General features: G+C 41.6%; 16 protein-coding genes. 7 read left to right on the top strand and 9 right to left on the bottom strand.

Annotated features, from left to right (window positions below):
• Positions 1 to 12: 12 nt before the first annotated feature.
• From creD to xrtN, 3 genes are read left to right on the top strand one after another with little or no spacing between them, the layout of a single operon-like run.
• A complete protein-coding gene (gene creD / locus BLQ87_RS27090; protein ID WP_074612064.1) occupies positions 13 to 1,380 on the top strand; it encodes a cell envelope integrity protein CreD in 1,368 nt (455 codons plus the stop codon).
• Positions 1,381 to 1,384: 4 nt separating this feature from the next.
• Positions 1,385 to 3,901, top strand: a complete 2,517-nt coding sequence (locus tag BLQ87_RS27085) for an XrtN system VIT domain-containing protein (protein WP_074612063.1) — start codon at positions 1,385 to 1,387, stop codon at positions 3,899 to 3,901.
• Complete coding sequence (xrtN, locus tag BLQ87_RS27080; RefSeq protein WP_074612062.1) at positions 3,892 to 5,229, top strand: exosortase N; 1,338 nt, start codon at positions 3,892 to 3,894, stop codon at positions 5,227 to 5,229. Before BLQ87_RS27085 ends, xrtN begins: the two co-directional genes overlap by 10 nt.
• Here xrtN and BLQ87_RS27075 read toward each other — a convergent pair.
• Positions 5,200 to 6,645, bottom strand: coding sequence for a M28 family peptidase (locus BLQ87_RS27075; protein ID WP_074612061.1), 1,446 nt, complete (start codon positions 6,643 to 6,645; stop codon positions 5,200 to 5,202). The two genes, xrtN and BLQ87_RS27075, sit on opposite strands and share 30 nt — an antisense overlap.
• An 89-nt stretch (positions 6,646 to 6,734) precedes the next feature.
• On the bottom strand, positions 6,735 to 7,706 hold the full coding sequence (locus BLQ87_RS27070; protein WP_074612060.1) for a polyprenyl synthetase family protein: 972 nt from the start codon (positions 7,704 to 7,706) through the stop codon (positions 6,735 to 6,737).
• A gap of 72 nt (positions 7,707 to 7,778) precedes the next feature.
• Here BLQ87_RS27070 and BLQ87_RS27065 point away from each other — a divergent pair, with 72 nt between their 5' ends.
• Positions 7,779 to 8,771: an alpha/beta hydrolase gene (locus BLQ87_RS27065; RefSeq protein ID WP_074612059.1), complete on the top strand. Its 993-nt coding sequence runs from the start codon at positions 7,779 to 7,781 to the stop codon at positions 8,769 to 8,771.
• Here BLQ87_RS27065 and BLQ87_RS27060 read toward each other — a convergent pair.
• The 7 genes from BLQ87_RS27060 to BLQ87_RS27030 all read right to left on the bottom strand — a co-directional run bounded on the left by BLQ87_RS27060 (position 8,768) and on the right by BLQ87_RS27030 (position 15,994).
• Positions 8,768 to 9,730 carry a YpdA family putative bacillithiol disulfide reductase gene (locus BLQ87_RS27060; RefSeq protein ID WP_074612058.1) on the bottom strand — a complete coding sequence of 321 codons (963 nt, stop codon included), beginning with the start codon at positions 9,728 to 9,730 and terminating at the stop codon, positions 8,768 to 8,770. The genes BLQ87_RS27065 and BLQ87_RS27060 overlap by 4 nt on opposite strands.
• A gap of 26 nt (positions 9,731 to 9,756) precedes the next feature.
• Positions 9,757 to 11,172 (bottom strand): MBL fold metallo-hydrolase, encoded by a 1,416-nt coding sequence (locus BLQ87_RS27055; protein ID WP_074612057.1) that lies wholly within the window; start codon positions 11,170 to 11,172, stop codon positions 9,757 to 9,759.
• A gap of 97 nt (positions 11,173 to 11,269) precedes the next feature.
• Positions 11,270 to 11,929, bottom strand: a complete 660-nt coding sequence (locus BLQ87_RS27050; protein ID WP_074612056.1) for a formylglycine-generating enzyme family protein — start codon at positions 11,927 to 11,929, stop codon at positions 11,270 to 11,272.
• A 1-nt stretch (position 11,930) separates the two neighbouring features.
• Complete coding sequence (locus BLQ87_RS27045) at positions 11,931 to 12,950, bottom strand: asparaginase (RefSeq protein ID WP_074612055.1); 1,020 nt, start codon at positions 12,948 to 12,950, stop codon at positions 11,931 to 11,933.
• Between the two features lie 3 nt (positions 12,951 to 12,953).
• Positions 12,954 to 13,721, bottom strand: coding sequence for a TatD family hydrolase (locus BLQ87_RS27040; RefSeq protein WP_074612054.1), 768 nt, complete (start codon positions 13,719 to 13,721; stop codon positions 12,954 to 12,956).
• Positions 13,722 to 13,827: 106 nt separating this feature from the next.
• Positions 13,828 to 14,868, bottom strand: a complete 1,041-nt coding sequence (locus BLQ87_RS27035; protein ID WP_074612053.1) for an FKBP-type peptidyl-prolyl cis-trans isomerase — start codon at positions 14,866 to 14,868, stop codon at positions 13,828 to 13,830.
• Between the two features lie 115 nt (positions 14,869 to 14,983).
• Complete coding sequence (locus BLQ87_RS27030; protein ID WP_074612052.1) at positions 14,984 to 15,994, bottom strand: DHH family phosphoesterase; 1,011 nt, start codon at positions 15,992 to 15,994, stop codon at positions 14,984 to 14,986.
• 107 nt (positions 15,995 to 16,101) lie between these two features.
• Between BLQ87_RS27030 and BLQ87_RS27025 the strand changes: the two genes are divergently transcribed.
• The 3 genes from BLQ87_RS27025 to BLQ87_RS27015 all read left to right on the top strand — a co-directional run bounded on the left by BLQ87_RS27025 (position 16,102) and on the right by BLQ87_RS27015 (position 17,600).
• Positions 16,102 to 16,521: a nucleoside-diphosphate kinase gene (locus BLQ87_RS27025; protein ID WP_073232224.1), complete on the top strand. Its 420-nt coding sequence runs from the start codon at positions 16,102 to 16,104 to the stop codon at positions 16,519 to 16,521.
• A 118-nt stretch (positions 16,522 to 16,639) separates the two neighbouring features.
• Positions 16,640 to 17,368, top strand: coding sequence for a BamJ family beta-barrel-assembly machinery protein (locus BLQ87_RS27020; protein WP_074612051.1), 729 nt, complete (start codon positions 16,640 to 16,642; stop codon positions 17,366 to 17,368).
• A gap of 52 nt (positions 17,369 to 17,420) precedes the next feature.
• Positions 17,421 to 17,600: a hypothetical protein gene (locus BLQ87_RS27015; RefSeq protein ID WP_074612050.1), complete on the top strand. Its 180-nt coding sequence runs from the start codon at positions 17,421 to 17,423 to the stop codon at positions 17,598 to 17,600.
• Position 17,601: the final 1 nt, after the last annotated feature.

Below are 17,601 nucleotides of genomic sequence, written 5' to 3'. Positions count from 1 at the left end.
AAACATCAAACCATGGAACCATTTCAATTGCCCCCACAAAAATCAATCTTCGCTCAACTACAGGAATCTGTAGGTGCCAAGCTCTTCTTAATTGGTATGCTTACGGTATTGCTGCTCCTGCCCTCTTCCTGGATTCAGTCGCTGATCACAGAGCGTGAACAACGCCAGAACGAAGCGATCACAGAAATTGCAGAAAAATGGTCGGGAAAACAACTGATAGAAAGTCCTGTGATGCAGCTGCCCTACAAAACCTTTGTGAAGGTGATAGATGCGGCAGGCAAAACGAGCTTAAAAGACGGCCTTTCCGTAGTATATATCTTACCCGAAGACCTCAACATCCAAAGCCAGGTAACTCCAGAAATTCTCCACCGTGGTATTTTTGATGCCGTCGTCTATAACACAAAACTGAAAATTCAAGGCCGCTTCAGCGAACTGGAATTGAAAAAATCAGGCATTAATCCAGACCTCATCTTATGGGATAAGGTCAAAGTGATTGCCGGATTAAGTGATCTAAAGGGCTTAAAGAATAACCCAATTATAAAACTTGAGGACCTGGCCTATACCGCAGAACCTGATTTCTCCCCGGAAAACCTGTTCAACAATAGTCTCGCGGTACATGCCAACCTTAGTAATGCTAAAAGTACTGCCATCCGTTTTAATTACGACATCGACCTTCGCGGAAGCGGAGAATTAGATTTCCTCCACCTGGGGAAAAATACTTCTGTGAGCGTAACAGGAAGTTGGAACAATCCGAGCTTTACCGGCAACTACCTACCCGAAACGAGATCAATCACTGATAAACAATTTAGCAGCAATTGGAAAATGTCCAATTTCAACCGACCTTTCCCGCAGCAATGGCTGGGCAGCAATGATGCACTGAACGAGCAGAATAAAGCTAAAGCTACTTTCGGTGTCAAATTTCTGCTTCCTGTGGATCAGTACCAGAAAACTACGCGTTCGGCGAAATATTCTGTGCTGATCATTTTATTGAGCTTTATCTCTCTTTTCTTTATTGAACTGCTCAATAAAATAAAAGTCAACCTGCTTCAGTATGTCCTGATCGGCGCAGCAATGATCATCTACTATAGTCTGTTGTTGTCTTTCACAGAACAGATTGGTTTTGCACTGGCCTACTTAATTGCTTCCATAGCTACCATTATCCTGGTGAGCGTGTTTATCGGAACATTTTTGAGAAACAGGAAAGCAGCACTTGTATTCGCCATTATCCTCAGCATATTTTATAGTTTCATTTATGTGATCATTCAATTGCAGGATATGGCCCTCCTTTTCGGAAGTATCGGTTTATTTATCACCGTTGCCTGTCTGATGTATTTCTCTGTTAAAATCAACTGGAATAAAAATCAACCTGCAATCGCTTAAGTCAATGAAACGATTAAGATCCATCCTTTTAGAAGACAAATTCCGCCTGAGCGGAATTGTCTCTATTCTTATTTCGACAACAGTATTTGTGATTTCCAGTTCTTCCAAAGAAGACGCCGCATTTTTGCTATTTATCCTTTGTTACGGGTTCTCGGCCATCTTTACCTTACTGCTTTTATACAAAACCATTTTCTTGTACAAAAGAAAAGCGAGTCAGGTCAAAATAGAATACACCGCTCTTGTACTTGTCCTCTGGTTCATCAGTGCCTTCTCTCTGAACAGATTCATGAACATTTTTAACAGTTCCAGCACCTGGCTCTCCGTATACATTTGTATCGCATGCGTAGCCCTGGTATTGAGTACCATACAAGAGGCCTTCGGCCTGGTGGTTAAACACCTGCTCACGTTCATACTGGCTGCATCAACCTTTCTGTTCATCTACTATGCCATCTATCTAATTCCATACTATGCCCTTAGTGCTTTAGCAGCCATATTCCTGGGTTTATCTATTCACTCTTATATCCCGCTCTTTCTTTCCATCGTTACCCTTGCATTTCTGGTGATATCCGTTAAAAGAATTCCTGCGCTTAAATACACCATCGCAGCCGGTTTTCTGATTCCGGTATTCATCATAGCCTGGTTTACCTTTGAATGGAGCCAATTGAATAAAAGTGTCAGTCTATCTCAAAATCACAATTCACTAAATGAAAGTCCGCTTCCTGAATGGGCAGTCATTGCAGCTCAACTTCCAAAATCACTGATTACGGAAAAATACATGAAGGCTGATCTGGTATACACCACTCCGGATGAAGACACAAATTGGTTTTGGGGAGATGTAAAGTCTTCTTTTGCAGAGCCTAAAAAGCATGATCCTCTGATTGTCTTCGCCAGTCTGTGGTCGGGCAAACCGAACCTCAGTGACGAAGACCGGATTAAGATCCTCAAATCTATTTATGATTCCAGACACCTCGCTGAGGAAAGACTTTGGTCTGGCGATGACCTGGAAACACAAAGTGTAACTACCAATATCAAAATGTATCCGGAATACCGGATGGCTTATACAGAGAAAACATTGAGCATTCACAATAATAGCCAAAGACGATGGGTCACGAACCAGGAAGCCATCTATACCTTTCACCTTCCGGAAGGATCCGTGGTCAGCTCGCTTTCTTTATGGATCAATGGTATTGAAGAAAAGGCACGCCTCACCACAAAAGGGAAAGCGGACTCTGCTTACAAAACAATTGTCGGAGTCGAATCCCGCGATCCTTCTGTAGTTCACTGGCAGGAAGGCAATACAGTAAGTGTTCGTGTTTTTCCATGTACCAACGAAGAAAACAGGAAATTTAAGATCGGCATCACGAGTCCTTTGAAAAAAGAGAACAATCAGCTCATTTATGAAAACATCTGGTTTGATGGTCCTACCGCGAAAAGTGCAGAAGAAAGCATTCAACTGGATTTCTCCAACCCTCCAAAACAACTTGAAACCGACATCAAGCTTCAGAAAAATGGAAAATATACGGCAGATCGCCAGTACAAAGACAAATGGACATTGAGTCTCGGCAAAACCGAATTGTCTCCCCAGCTCTTTTCATTTGGAGGTAACAGCTATCAACTGAAAGAAGCCAAGGCTATCCCTGCGGCATTCAAACCAACAGCCATTTACCTGGACCTCAATCGTTCCTGGTCTGAACAGGAGCTAAGAACCCTATGGCCACAGATCAGTCAGCAAAACGTATATGTTGTTAAGGAGAAACTGATCAAAGTAACTGCAGAGAATTTAAGTTCAGTTTACCGCGACTTTAGCGACCTGAACTTTAGTCTGTTCCCATTCTATGAAATCCCGGATCCGGAAAACGCCCTGGTCATTAGTAAAAGCAGTGGAAATGAACCCAACCTCAGAGACCTGGAAAACAGTAAATTCCAAAAAAAGACAAGTACGTTTTTTGCCAGGGCCAAACCATTTCATTTATATCAATTGGGCGGACAAAGTAGTCCTTACCTGAAAACATTAAAGGAGTTTGGCCTCTTCAGCTATAATGAAGGGGATCTGGACGAGCTCCTTGCCCAGCTGCGGACAAATCAATTTAAAACCTTCCATGTGGAGGAAAACTCCCTGATGATTCCCAATGCAGAAATGAAAGTAGAAAAGATAAAAGGCAGCGTAAATACAAATGCCCCTGATCATTTACTTCGTTTGTTTGCCTACAATGATATTCTTAAAAAAGTAGGGCCCACTTATTTTGAGAAAGATTACGTTCAGGAAGATCTGATCACCGCAGCAGACCAGGCCTTTATTGTTTCACCCGTGTCCAGTATGATCATTTTAGAAAGTCAGAAGGACTATGATCGCTTTGGGATAGAAGAGAGCAAGGACAGCCTAAAAAATGCATCTATTCAATCTTCCGGTGCCGCTCCCGAACCACATGAATGGATGCTCATCATGCTGTGCGCAACCGTCATCATTTATTTCAGTTACCAGTCGGGACATTTTAACAGATTTAGCCAATTATGGAAATAGCAGGATTAAGAAAGCCGCTGACGGTTCTTTTGCCAGTCATCTTGTGTTTTTGCTATGCATTGATCTCCTTTAGGTTGCTTTCGGTATACCTGATCCGGGACATCACTTTATACATCGGAATGGCCATTATTCCCTATGTATGCCGTATAGAAAGCGGAAGCCGGTCTTTGCGCTTTCTGATCCCTGCTTTGCTTTTTACTTTGCTTGCCATTTTTATCCCGGCAAAATCCACCCTGTTCTTTACCTTGGTATTTACCATATTGTTGCTATTTGAAAACTTCATGGGGAAGATCAGCCTGAACTTTTTCTTCGTCCTGGTTCTGTTGTCCCCACTTTTTAAATTCTTTAGCGACACGCTCAGTTTCCCGCTTCGGTTATGGCTAAGTAACAACGTCGCTGAAACCATAACCCTGGCGGGGATACCTGCCAGGGCAGCGGGAAACATCATTACCATTGATGGTTACGATTTTTATATTGATCAGGCCTGTGCCGGATTAAATATGCTCAGTATCTCTTTGCTGATCTGTCTCTTTATCCTTAGCTATCATCAGAAGAAGAACGAAAAATCTCTTTCTTTTTATAGCCTGCTGGCGATGCTGATCCTGACATTCCTGCTCAACATTGTTTCCAACTTTTTCAGGATCATGATGATTGTCATTTTCAAGATCATGCCTGGAACAGCAATGCATGACCTCGTTGGGATGTGTACCCTGATCTTTTACGTCATTTTACCTTTGATTGCATTCAGTGGTCCTTTTGTACGGCGCTTTGGTAAAATATATCCGGAAAAAGAAAACACATCCGCAGCAACAGAACGCCTATTTAAACATCCTGTTCTACACTTTGCCTTTTTTGGCATTGTCATTTTTCTCTCCTTCAATTCGGCTGAGAATGTACCTGCAGCACACAACAACAGCAAGCACATCGCATTGAAAGGATATCAGAAAACCCTTCTTCAAAACAACGTATTAAAGTTTGAGAATAAAGAAGCATTGATCTATATGAAGCCTACTTCTTTCTATGCTCCGGAACACAATCCCACGATCTGCTGGACCGGAAGCGGTTATGAGTTTCAATTGATAAAAAAAGAAATGATCAACGGAACGGAAATTTATACCGGCACCCTGGTAAAAGGGAAAGATAAAATCTATGCCTCCTGGTGGTTTGACAATGGGAAAATGAAAACCATTGACCAGCTCCAATGGAGGTGGAACGCAGCCGGGGGAGATCAGGATTTTTACCTTGTTAACGTAAATGCCAGCAAAAGCGAAGACCTTAAAAGAATTACTGCGGCACTCCTACCATCGCCATTCGCCGGCAATCCTTAACGGAACTTCCAGTTCATTATCCTGAAGGAAGACTTTCAAGGCTTCCTCTGTTTGTTTAACAACAGGGATGGTCGGCGTATTGGCAAGTGCATAAGCCAGCATGGCACTGTATCTTACGGTATTTTTCAAACCTTGTTCGTCTACCAGTTTAAACACATCTCCATCAGAATGGTAATAAGGGCCGGAATTATTAGGTAATTTACCTCCTGCACCACCACCCGTTGGCACACCTTGCAATAGGAAGGGCTGATGGTCACTATGCAATCCCGCACCGGAATAAAAAACATTCTTAAAACCAGTATCGAGTTTACTGATCTGCCCGCCCCATTCGGTAAACAAAGTTTTCATTTCTTTTCTGCTGGTAGAAAATCCTTTAGGATCATTGGTCATATCATAATTCAACATGAACCGCAGCTGTTTCAATGTATTTTCCTTTTTTGCAGCATCCACATAGGCTTTAGAACCCAGCAAACCTTGTTCTTCGCCCATAAACAGGATGAATTCCAAGGTACGGTCTGTGCTTAGGTTCAACTTTTTAAAAGTACGTGCCATATCCATAATGGCAAAAGATCCTATTCCATTGTCTATCGCACCGGTAGCCAGGTCCCAGCTATCCAAATGTCCACCTACCACAATCTTTTCTTCCGGATGTGTTTTTCCTTTAATCGTTGCTATCACATTTCGGGCTTTGATCATTCCCGAAAAATTGGTCATGTTTAAACTGGCGAATTGCTTTTTCGTTTTTAAAGCTTCTTTCAGGCGCATTCCATTTTCCAATCCGATGCAAACTGCCGGAATAGGGATCAGCTTTCCGGTTACAGAGGCCGTACCGGTAAGTAATACGCCACCTTTAACACCATTGATGATGATGATTCCGCTTGCACCGTATTTGGTGGCTATGGCTGCTTTTTCAGAACGGTGTAATGAGGGTGTATTTGCCGGAGAGCCTGGTAAAACACCCAGGTAAACCAATGCAATTTTCCCTTTTACCTGACCTCCATCTTTCTGATAATCCTCTTCCAGTCCATTTCCAAGGTCTACCATTTCGCCAATAACAGTTGCTTTAACCGGCGAATGGGCTAAGGTCACGGAACTGATCTTTTTCAATTCATTTTCAGCATCCCCTATTTTAGTTTCATTGGTCAGACGACTCCAGCTTTCTACTTCAAAGGGCTGGTATTTTACGTCATAACCATAGGATTTCAAAAGATGGAAAGCATATTCTTCGGCTTTGGCACCGTTGGCGGAACCTGTCAGACGATGTCCGATATTTTCTGTGGCAAACTTTAAGTTTCCATAAGCATTGGAATTGGCCTGTACCTCTTTGCTGATTTTCTCAAAAACGGGAGTAAAATTATCTTGCGACTGCGCGGAAAGGGCCATACCACAAATGAGCAAACTAAAGAAAGCTTTCATAAAGATGTTTTTTTGATGAAAATAAGAATTTTGACCGCGATGTCCTACGTTCTTTCTTTTTTGTTCTGCAACAAATCTATTGCGAAAGACTATTTCTTACGTTCTGTCGTATAGCGAACCAATTGCTCCAGGCCTGTTCTTGCCTCCCCAGGTTCAAAGCTGTGAAGGATCTCGAAAGCTTCCTGCTGGTACTGCACCATTTTCTCATTGGCATAGCGAACTCCTTCTTTGGCATTCACAAAATCAATGATCTCCTGTATTTTTGCAGGCTCATCCTGATGGTTTTTCACGAGATTGATAATTCTCTTTTTTTCTGCTTTTTCTGATCTGTTTAGGGCATAAATCAAAGGAAGGGTTACTTTCTTTTCTTTAATGTCTATTCCTAAAGGTTTCCCAACATCATCGGTACCAAAATCGAAAGTATCGTCTTTGATCTGGAAGGCGATGCCTACCTTTTCACCGAACAACCTCATTTTTTCTATTGTCTCTTCATCCGCACCGGCTGAGGCAGCACCACAGGCACAACAGGAGGCAATTAAGGAAGCGGTCTTCTGACGGATCACATCGAAATAAAGTTCTTCGCTGATGTCCATTTTCCTTACTTTCTCAATCTGCAACAATTCCCCCTCACTCATCTGCTTCACCGCTTCAGAAACGATTTGCAGCAATCGGAATTCTCCATTATTTACGGAAAGCAATAAGCCCTTCGCCAATAAATAGTCACCTACCAGAACAGCGATCTTATTTTTCCATAAAGCATTGATAGAAAAGAAACCTCTTCTTTCATAGGCATTATCGACTACATCGTCATGAACAAGCGTTGCGGTATGTAAAAGCTCTACTAATGCAGCACCTCTATGTGTAGATTCAATGATTCCGCCACAAAGTTTTGCAGCAAAGAAGACGAACATCGGACGAATCTGTTTACCCTTTCTTTTAACAATATAATGGGTAATCCTATCGAGCAATGGTGCATCACTATGCATCGAGGCCTTGAATTTTTCTTCAAAGGCAGCTATGTCGGCGGCTATGGGGAGTTTTATCTGATTTATTCCTGGCATTCAGGTAAAAAAATATGTGTGCAAACATAAATTAAATATCTTTAAAAGCGTACTTTTAGTAAAAAGTTTAAAGTGAAAATAACATTTAAAGTACTTATCGCCGTTATTTTGGTGGCTACCGTGGTATATTTCATGGGCCCCAAGCCTAAGCATCCTGAATATAACACAGAGATCCCCCCTGTTCCAGACCTCAATCAGTTGGAAGATTATGTAAAAAAGATCGAATCCCAGCATAAAGTAAAACCTGGTAACGAGGCTGAAATTATTTGGGCGGACTCCGCTTTAAAAAACCAATCGGAGTATGCCGTAGTCTATTTACACGGTTATTCGGCCTCCAAAGAAGAGGGAAATCCTGTCCACCTTCATTTGGCAAAAGAGATCAAAGCCAACTTATACCTGGCCCGTCTTGCAGATCATGGTGTAGATACCACTGCTGCTATGGAATATTTCACCGCCGACCGTCTTTGGGAAAGCGCCAAACAAGCCATGGAAATCGGAAAGAAACTGGGAAAGAAAATTATTCTTGTCGGCACTTCTACCGGAGGAACACTGGCTTTAAAGCTGGCCGCAACCTATCCTGATCAGATCAACAGCCTGATTCTCATTTCTCCAAACATTGAGATCAATGATAAAATGGCCTTCATGCTGAATGCGCCATGGGGATTACAAATCGCCCGCTTAGCCCTTGGGGGTAAAGAAAGGGTGATCGAAGGAGAGTCTTCCACTTATGAAAAATACTGGTACACCCGTTACCGTCTGGAATCTACGGTGCAACTTCAGGAACTGGTAGAAACCAGTATGAACAAACAGACTTTTGAAAAAGTAAAACAACCTGTTCTCCTGCTTTATTATTATAAAAACGAACAGGAACAGGACCATACCGTGAAAGTTTCTGCAGAACTGAGCATGTTTGATGAGCTTGGTACGCCAAAAGATCTAAAAGTTAAAACAGCGATCCCTAACGGTGCAAGCCATGTATTGGGTTCTCACATTACTTCCAAAGACATTCCGGCGGTAGAGAAGGCTATAGATAGCTTCACACACACCGTATTAAAGATTAACTAGAACTGAGCAGCAATATGGGCAAAGATTTGCTCCGCATGCACCCTACTGTTTTCTATAAACCATTTATGGGTATCCATCCCGCCACAGACCACTCCTGCCAGGTATAAGCCTGGCAGATTGCTTTCCATCGTTTCCGGATCATAGAAAGGCTGACTACCATCCCCCATCTCTACTCCCAATTTTGCCAGCATTCCAAAATCAGGCTGATAACCAGTCATGGCGATTACAAAATCATTCTCAATCACCTGCTCTCCTTCCGGCGTCTTAATCCTCACCTGATCTGGTGTAATAGACAGGACTTCTGAATTAAAATGAGCGGTAATCTCTCTTTCTTTAATCCTGTTTTCGATGTCAGGCCTTACCCAATATTTCACGTAAGAACCGATCTCTCCGCGACGGATCACCAGGGTTACTTTTGCACCCTTCCGGTAAGTTTCCAATGCCGCATCTATGGCAGAATTGTTTGCCCCGATCACCACGACATTCTGAAAAGCATACAAATGTGGATCTTTATAATAGTGCGTAACCTTAGGCAAGGTTTCACCCGGAATGTTCATCAGCAAGGGGATATCATAGAACCCGGTAGCAATGATCACCTGCTTCGCTTTATAAGTTGTTTTAGAAGTTCCGACTTCAAACAGTCCATCTACCTCTTTCCTTACTTTGTCTACCCTTTCAAACAAATGGATATTTAAAGAAAACTTTTCAGCTACTCTCCTGTAATACTCCACTGCTTCATTCCGGTTAGGTTTAGGGTTGATGCTCACAAAAGGAACATCACCGATTTCCAGACGCTGGGAAGTTGAGAAGAAGGTCATAAAAACCGGATAGTTATACAAACTGTTAACCAGGGCACCTTTTTCCACGATGACATAACTCAGCCCGGCCTTTTTCGCTTCAATAGCGCAAGCCATACCTATAGGGCCGGCACCGATAATCAGTACATCGTAGTCGCTCATTAATTTTCTTATGTTTTTATCTATAGTTAAGCCTTCATTGCTTTTGAAGGACAGGCAAAGTCTGTGCGTTTTAAACCGGTAGATTTAATCGCTCCATAACCACCTGCAACATCAATCACATTTTCTACTCCACGGGCTTTAAGAATTGAAGCAGCAATCATCGATCGGTAGCCACCTGCACAATGAATGTAGTAAGTCTCCTTATGGTCAATCTCATTGGTCCAGTCGTTGATATAATCCAACGGACGTGTTAAGGTTTGTTCCAGGTGTTCAGCTTCATATTCACCTGGTTTCCTAACATCCAGCGCATGAATATTTTCATTGTTATTCAACACATTCTCAAATTCTGATGCAGAAATAGAGCTGATCGTATCCAGGTCTTTACCTGCGGATTGCCACAATACAATTCCATCAGATAAGAAACCGATGGTATTGTCGTACCCTACCCTAGCCAGACGTGTAATGGCTTCTTCTTCTTTTCCGGCTTCACAAACCAATAATAACGGTTGTTTTAAATCGGTGATCAACGCGCCCACCCAAGGGGCAAACTGTCCGTTAAGTCCGATATTTACCGAAGAAGGGATAAAACCTTTAGCAAAAACCTGTGGATCTCTGGTATCCAGAATCACGGCTCCGCTGAGGTTGGCCATGGCTTCAAACTCATCAGGTGATAAGGGCGTCAGGCCTTTTTCATAAACTTCGTCAAAACTTTCATAGCCATGTTTATTCATGGCCGCATTTTTGGCAAAATATTGTGGTGGAGGTAAAATACCCTCTGTTACTTCTTTTATAAACTGTTCTTTTGTCGCCGCTTTCAATGCGTAATTCACTTCTTTCTGGTGTCCCAATGTATCGAAAGTCTCTTTGCTCATATTTTTACCACAGGCAGAACCCGCTCCATGAGCAGGATAAACCAGGATATCATCCGGAAGGGTCAGAATCTTATTTTGTAAGGAGTCATATAAAGTGGCCGCCATATCTTCCATGGTCAACTCTCCTTTTTGAGCCAGATCAGGACGCCCAACATCTCCGATAAACAGGGTATCACCTGTAAAAATACAATGTGCTTTACCATCCTCATCCGTCAACAGATAGGTCGTAGATTCCGGCGTATGGCCTGGTGTATGCAAAGTCGTAATGGTCAGTGCTCCGATCTTAAATTGTTCTCCGTCTTTTGCAATCAGCGACTTGAAGGTTGTCTGAGCAGTCGGTCCGTAGACAATCTCAGCTCCTGATTTTTCGGCAAGATCCACATGTCCGGACACAAAATCTGCATGGAAATGAGTTTCAAAAATATACTTTATCGTTGCATTGTCTTTTTGCGCACGTTTCAGGTAAGGTTCAACCTCACGCAAAGGATCAATGATTGCCGCTTCGCCGTTACTCTCTATGTAATAAGCCGCTTCTGCTAAACAACCTGTGTATATCTGTTCTATCTTCATTCCTGTCTATATGCTATTGAAATACAAAATTAAGGTTATAATTGAAGTATCGAAAATATTCCCTTATTAATGACACAACTATACAGAAAGCGATACCTTATAAAGACCTGGCGAGCCGAAATCCAAGGTCATCAATTTTGAACGAGGTTGGATGACTACGTCTGCGGTTGGTTGTCAAACATCCTCTCGCCTCATCACACCAGCCTCCTCCGCGAAAGATGCGGTAAGAACCGTAAACCTCTTCGTCATAGATATCCGAGCACCATTCCCAAACATCCCCCAGCATATCATATAAGCCCCAGGCATTTGGAACTTTTGTACCAACTTCATGGGTGCTACCTTGAGAATTCCCCTTATACCAGGCAATTTCATCAAGATTACCATATCTGGCTTCCTGGGTTCCTGCTTTACAGGCATACTCCCATTCGGCCTCTAATGGAAGCCGATAACCATTTGCCTTTACATCAAAGAGAATATCATCACCGATGAGGTAACATTCATTGAGTCCGGATTTCCGGGAAAGCAGGTTACAGAAAGTAATGGCATCTTTCCAGGTTACTTGTTCCACAGGTTTTTTATCTCCCTTAAAGAAAGATGGAGATTCTTTTGTAATGGAAAAATAAAGATCCTGAGTTACCGGATATCTGGCAATCAGAAAAGGATCGATTTTCACCGACCATTCTTTTTTGATCCTATCGTCCCGCAATACAATCTCCCCGGCAGGAATTTCAACCAGTAGATCCTTATCTATTTCCATATTAGCTGGCCGTCAGCTCTCCTCTTAAAGATTGTTCCATTAAAACTGCAACTTCTTCATTTGATAAGCCCTGCCCCATCAGGTACATTAATTTAGTGATAGTGGCTTCAAAAGTCGTATCATAGCCACTAATGACCCCCATTTGCTGAAGTTTTTTACTCGTTTCATACTTACCCAACTCTACAGAACCTCTTTTGCATTGGGTAATGTCGATGATCAGCTTACCGCTATTAACAGCATCCTGTAAACTGGAAATGAACCATTCGGCAGTCGTCGTATTTCCGGAACCAAATGTTTCCAGCACGATGGCATCTACACCTGATTTGGTAATCGCATGAACAGCCTGGGCTGAAATTCCGGGATAAAGTTTTAATACGCCGATATTTGAATTGAAGCTGGTATGTACCTTAAGTGCTTCAGTAGGTTGTTTTGCAATGTAATTCTTAAAGAAAGACAGGTGTACCCCTGCTTCTGCAAGAATCGGATAATTTGGCGAACGGAAGGCCTCAAATTTCTCAGAATTGTACTTAATAGACCTGTTGCCTCGAAACAACTGGTAATCAAAATAAATACATACTTCCGGAACCATTGCCTTTCCTTGTTTTTTCATGGCCGCTATTTCCAGTGCCGTGATCAGGTTCTCTTTTGCATCTGTTCTAATCTCACCTATTGGCAATTGAGACCCGGTAAGGATGACTGGTTTAGAGAGATTTTCCAACATAAAGCTCAATGCAGACGCGGTAAAGGACATGGTATCTGAACCATGCAGCACTACAAATCCATCAAACTCTTCATATTTATCCTGAATCAGCTTCGCTAATTGCTCCCAAATCAGGGGATCCATATTAGAGGAATCAAGAATGGGATCAAAAGAATACACCGAAAGGTCGTAATTTAACCTGGCCAGTTCAGGTACATTTTGTTGAATTTGCTCGAAGTTAAAAGGAATAAGGACACCGGTTTTAGGGTCATTTACCATCCCTATGGTTCCACCGGTGTAGATGATCAGTATTTTGGTCATTGATTAAATGTTAAAGATGCTCCTGGAATTTGCTGTGGTTACTTCAGCGATTTCCTCTATATTGGTCTGGTAAATATCTGCTAATTTCTCGGCAATATGAACAAGATAACTGCTTTCATTTGGTTTCCCGCGGAAGGGAACCGGAGCCAGGTAAGGAGAATCCGTCTCTAAAACCAGGTTTGCCAATGGAATATCTTTCAATACTTCATCAAGACCTGCTTTTTTATAAGTCACCACGCCACCAATTCCTAAATAAAATCCCAGGTCTATGGCTTTTCTGGCTTGTTCCAGATTACCGGTAAAGCAGTGCAAAATCCCTCTTAATTTATCGTCTTTCTCTTTTTCCAGAATCTCAAAGATCTCGTCAAAGGCCTCACGACAATGGATAACGATGGGTAGATTAAGGTCTTTTGCCCATTTAATTTGCTCAGAAAAGGCTATCTGTTGAATTTCTAAGGTTGTTTTATCCCAATGAAGGTCAATTCCAATTTCGCCAATGGCATAGATTTCCCGGTCTACAATACTTTCGCAAATCTGGTCCAGTACCAGCTCATAATCTTCTTTTACATCGCAGGGATGTAGTCCTGCCATTGCAAAACAATGACCAGGGTATCGTTTAACCATGTCATCAATCTTAGCGATCGAAGCAATATCAACATTAGGTAAGAACAAACGTTCTACTTTGTTATCAAGGCAACGTTGTATCAATAAGTCCAGTTTTTCAGGGTCTGTTTCGTAATATAGGTGGGTATGGGTATCCGTAAAAAGCATGGACAAAGTTAATAAAAAAACCCTGTCCGGAATATCCGGACAGGGCTTCTATTTTATGAGCAACACCCGGTCATGCTTTCAGACCATGATGTTCCTTTTTACTTTATTAGTGTTTGTGACCTTCATGTCCCGCTGCAGCTGGTGCAGTTGCCGGAGCCGCAGTTACTGGTGCAATAGTAGCACCTGCTACGCCTGCCGGAGCAGCTTTAGGTTTTTTGATGTCAGATAATTCAACTTCAAATACCAATGGAGAGAAAGGACTGATACCGCCTTGTTGCATACCACCTTCACCATAAGCAAGGTTTGAAGGAATGATCAACGTCATTTTTCCACCTTTACCGATTAATTTTAAGCCTTCATCAAATCCTGGGATTGCACGACCTAAAGTGATCGGACGAGGACCGTAGGTAGCCATAGGATTGTGTTTACCTGATTCCTTAGCGATTTTCTCATCACTGGTATCAAACACATTGTCTTTACCGTTAGATTTTTTAGTCGTTAATTTACCAGTATAGTTTACCATCATGGTATCACCTAAAACAGGTTTTTCTGCGTTACCTGGTTTGCTGATCACATATTGTAATCCTGATGCAGTGGTCACAGTTTTAAGGTTGTTATCAGCGATGTATTTTTTGATTTTTCCTGCTTCAGCACCTTTCAATCTTTCGATGTTTGCTTTGTAGTCTTTTTCAAAGAAATCTCTTGCTTTTTTCTGGAAAGTAGAGTCAGCCTCACCTTTACCTTTTTGCAATACTTTTTCTACTTTAATTGTAAATACAAGGTATTTATCTTTTGTATTTGCTGGTTTTGGTTGTCCTGAATATTTAGCAACTGTATCTAAATCTAATTTGAATGTTGCACTATCGCCTTCTCCAAATAAAGTCAACACGTCGTTCATATCACCTGCATATACTTTTTTCTGAACAGGGAACACCTGTGGTGCATCCATATCCCAAGTATTTACAGTTACTGAATCTTTTTCAGTTTTCTGGATAAAGTTCAATTTAACGATATCACCTTCTTTGATTTTATCTTTACCGCCATCTTTGTGGATGGTGTACATCAAGCCTCCCGGGCCTTTTTTGTATTGGTTACAAGCAGCTAATCCAAGTGTGGCTGCGAAAAGAATTACTATACCTTTCTTCATGTGGTTTTTAAATTATTTTTTTTCGTTTTATGTTTATTTTTCTTTCAGCGGTACTCAAGAGGGCTTCGCCGTTTTTTAATTCATCTTTGCTTGCTACTAAAAAAGCCGAGGTATTTTACTGTAACAACTGCGTTTTATAATCACTTAATAACGCCTTAAATTCCAGTACAGTATCTTCCAGATTATGGTCAGAATACCCACCTGCAGCATTCCTATGGCCTCCTCCGTTAAAATATTTCTTGCAAATTTCATTGGCAGGAAAATCCCCGGTGGAGCGCAAAGATAATTTAACTTTATCAGTTCTTTCAATAATAAATGCAGCTAGTTTTATTCCGTTTACAGACAGTGCATAATTTACAATTCCTTCCGTATCACCTGTTTGAATATTGAATGCTTTCAACTCCTCTTTAGTCACGGTAATGATCGCTGTGCGGAGATCCCGAAGAATTTCCAGCTTATTGCTCAAACAATGTCCAAGGAAACGCAAACGGTTTTCAGTTGCATTATCGTACACCAGTTGATGAATCCTCCAATGTTCGGCACCACAGTCGATCAGGTCTGCTGCAATCCGATAAACGGTCGAATCTGCAGAAGGAAAACGGAAAGATCCGGAATCGGTCATGATCCCTGTATATAAACAGGTCGCAATATCCTTATTCATGAATTCCCCTTCTTTCAGTTCATTTACGATAAAATCATAAACCAGCTGAGCTGCTGCGCAGGCACTGATACTCCAATGACGATAGTCATCAAAATCTTCAGGATCCAGGTGATGGTCGATCATAATCTTATAGGCATCAGATGCCCTTACCAATTCTCCAAGTTCATTGATTCTGCTCAGACTGTTGAAATCCAGGCAAAAGATCATAGAGGCCTCTTCCACTAATTTAGCAGATAGCTCCTGTTGCTCTGTGTAAATAATTACATCTGAGTTATTGGGAAGCCAATGTAAAAAGTAGGGATAGTCCGTAGGTGTAATCACCTTTACATGGTGCCCCTTTTGGATCAGATAAGCATATAAGCCCAGAGATGAACCCATCGCATCACCATCAGGTTTATGATGGGTGGTAATTACAATTTTCTGCGGCGTAGCCAGCAATGATTTTATTTCAGAAACAGATAGCATATTTTTCGTTGCAAAGCTAATGATTAAATGATAAATGGAGCGTATTATATTTGAAGCTTTAATATTAGCAGTATAAAATGTAATTTTGCAAAAAAATTGAAATTAAGATGAGTACAAACAGAACATTTACCATGATTAAGCCGGATGCTGTTGCAAACGGACATATCGGCGCAATAATCAATGACATTACTGCAGCAGGTTTTAAAATCATTGCATTAAAATATACTAAACTAACTGACGAAACTGCTGGTCAGTTCTATGCAGTTCACAAAGAACGTCCTTTCTATGCTGATTTAGTAAGCTTTATGTCTTCAGGACCTATCGTTGCTGCGATCTTAGAAAAAGACAATGCAATCGAAGACTTCAGAAAATTAATCGGTGCAACTAACCCTGCAGATGCAGCGGAAGGTACTATCCGTGCTAAATATGCAAAATCTATTGATGCAAATGCGGTTCACGGTTCTGATTCTGACGAAAATGCACAGATTGAAGGAGATTTCTTCTTTACTGCTGCTGAGCGTTTCTAGTATTCAGTCAACATACAAACATTAACGGCTACCGTTAAAAAATAAGCACCCCAACAAGGTGCTTATTTTTTTAAGGATACTTTGTACCTTTCCAACCAAATTAAAACCATTGAAACTGATGAAAAGAATTTTTATCACCTTATTACTTCCATTTTGTACGCTCATTACGCTTGCACAAACAAAAGGAAAGAAGGCAACTGCCACAAAAAAGACAAGCACACAAAAAGCCACGACAAAGGTCACCTTTAGCAACAGCCTTGACTCTGCCAGTTATGCCTTCGGAGCAAACATGGCCAGCAGCATGAAAAATGATGGACTCGGTGCTTTAAATTATGACCTTTTGGTTAAAGGACTGAAAGATGCTTTTGAAGGAAAGACTTTGCTCATCAGTAAAGAGCAATCACAATTGCCGATCAGCAACTTGTTTAACGGACTGAGCAAGAAAAAATTTGCGGCCAATATTGCCGAGGGAAAAAACTTTCTGGAAAACAATAAGAAACAACCTGGCGTGCAGGTAACCCCAAGCGGATTGCAATACATCGTCGTTAAAGCCGGAGACGGAATCAAACCTAAGGTTACCGATACAGTTTTAGCACATTACAAAGGAACTTTATTAAACGGTAAACAGTTTGACAGCTCCTACGACCGGAATGAGCCACTTTCCCTTCCTTTAAACAGGGTAATTGCCGGATGGACAGAAGGAATGCAGCTGATGCCTGCGGGTTCGAAATATAAATTCTTTATCCCTTACCAACTGGCTTATGGCGAGCGTGGTGCCGGACAGGATATTCCACCATACAGCACGCTGATTTTCGAGGTAGAACTCTTAAAGGTAAACGGTAAATAAGGCCATAAAAACCATCGGGGAATTTGTTTGTTAGTCTATAAAGCAAAAACTTATGATGACAAAAAGATATTTCCCCCTGGCAATTATTGCGTTATTATCGACCAGCCTTGCAAGTTGTGAACTCGTTCAAGGTATATTCAAAGCCGGCGTTTGGACCGGAGTTATTGTTGTCGTATTGGTATTGGCTCTGCTCATCTGGCTGATTAGCCGGATTTTTGGTGGCCGAAGCTAAA

It is taken from the genome of Pedobacter steynii, from assembly GCF_900103665.1.
Taxonomy (GTDB): domain Bacteria; phylum Bacteroidota; class Bacteroidia; order Sphingobacteriales; family Sphingobacteriaceae; genus Pedobacter; species Pedobacter steynii.
The sequence above is the reverse complement of the archived record's forward strand: the minus strand, read 5'-3'. Positions and strand labels throughout refer to the sequence as shown.

Coding starts and splice junctions, on each gene's coding strand:
- creD (WP_074612064.1), top strand. CDS start 13: ATGGAACCATTTCAATTGCCCCCACAAAAATCAATCTTCGCTCAACTA.
- BLQ87_RS27085 (WP_074612063.1), top strand. CDS start 1,385: ATGAAACGATTAAGATCCATCCTTTTAGAAGACAAATTCCGCCTGAGC.
- xrtN (WP_074612062.1), top strand. CDS start 3,892: ATGGAAATAGCAGGATTAAGAAAGCCGCTGACGGTTCTTTTGCCAGTC.
- BLQ87_RS27075 (WP_074612061.1), bottom strand. CDS start 6,645: ATGAAAGCTTTCTTTAGTTTGCTCATTTGTGGTATGGCCCTTTCCGCG.
- BLQ87_RS27070 (WP_074612060.1), bottom strand. CDS start 7,706: ATGCCAGGAATAAATCAGATAAAACTCCCCATAGCCGCCGACATAGCT.
- BLQ87_RS27060 (WP_074612058.1), bottom strand. CDS start 9,730: ATGAGCGACTACGATGTACTGATTATCGGTGCCGGCCCTATAGGTATG.
- BLQ87_RS27055 (WP_074612057.1), bottom strand. CDS start 11,172: ATGAAGATAGAACAGATATACACAGGTTGTTTAGCAGAAGCGGCTTAT.
- BLQ87_RS27050 (WP_074612056.1), bottom strand. CDS start 11,929: ATGGAAATAGATAAGGATCTACTGGTTGAAATTCCTGCCGGGGAGATT.
- BLQ87_RS27045 (WP_074612055.1), bottom strand. CDS start 12,950: ATGACCAAAATACTGATCATCTACACCGGTGGAACCATAGGGATGGTA.
- BLQ87_RS27040 (WP_074612054.1), bottom strand. CDS start 13,721: ATGCTTTTTACGGATACCCATACCCACCTATATTACGAAACAGACCCT.
- BLQ87_RS27035 (WP_074612053.1), bottom strand. CDS start 14,868: ATGAAGAAAGGTATAGTAATTCTTTTCGCAGCCACACTTGGATTAGCT.
- BLQ87_RS27030 (WP_074612052.1), bottom strand. CDS start 15,994: ATGCTATCTGTTTCTGAAATAAAATCATTGCTGGCTACGCCGCAGAAA.
- BLQ87_RS27025 (WP_073232224.1), top strand. CDS start 16,102: ATGAGTACAAACAGAACATTTACCATGATTAAGCCGGATGCTGTTGCA.
- BLQ87_RS27020 (WP_074612051.1), top strand. CDS start 16,640: ATGAAAAGAATTTTTATCACCTTATTACTTCCATTTTGTACGCTCATT.
- BLQ87_RS27015 (WP_074612050.1), top strand. CDS start 17,421: ATGATGACAAAAAGATATTTCCCCCTGGCAATTATTGCGTTATTATCG.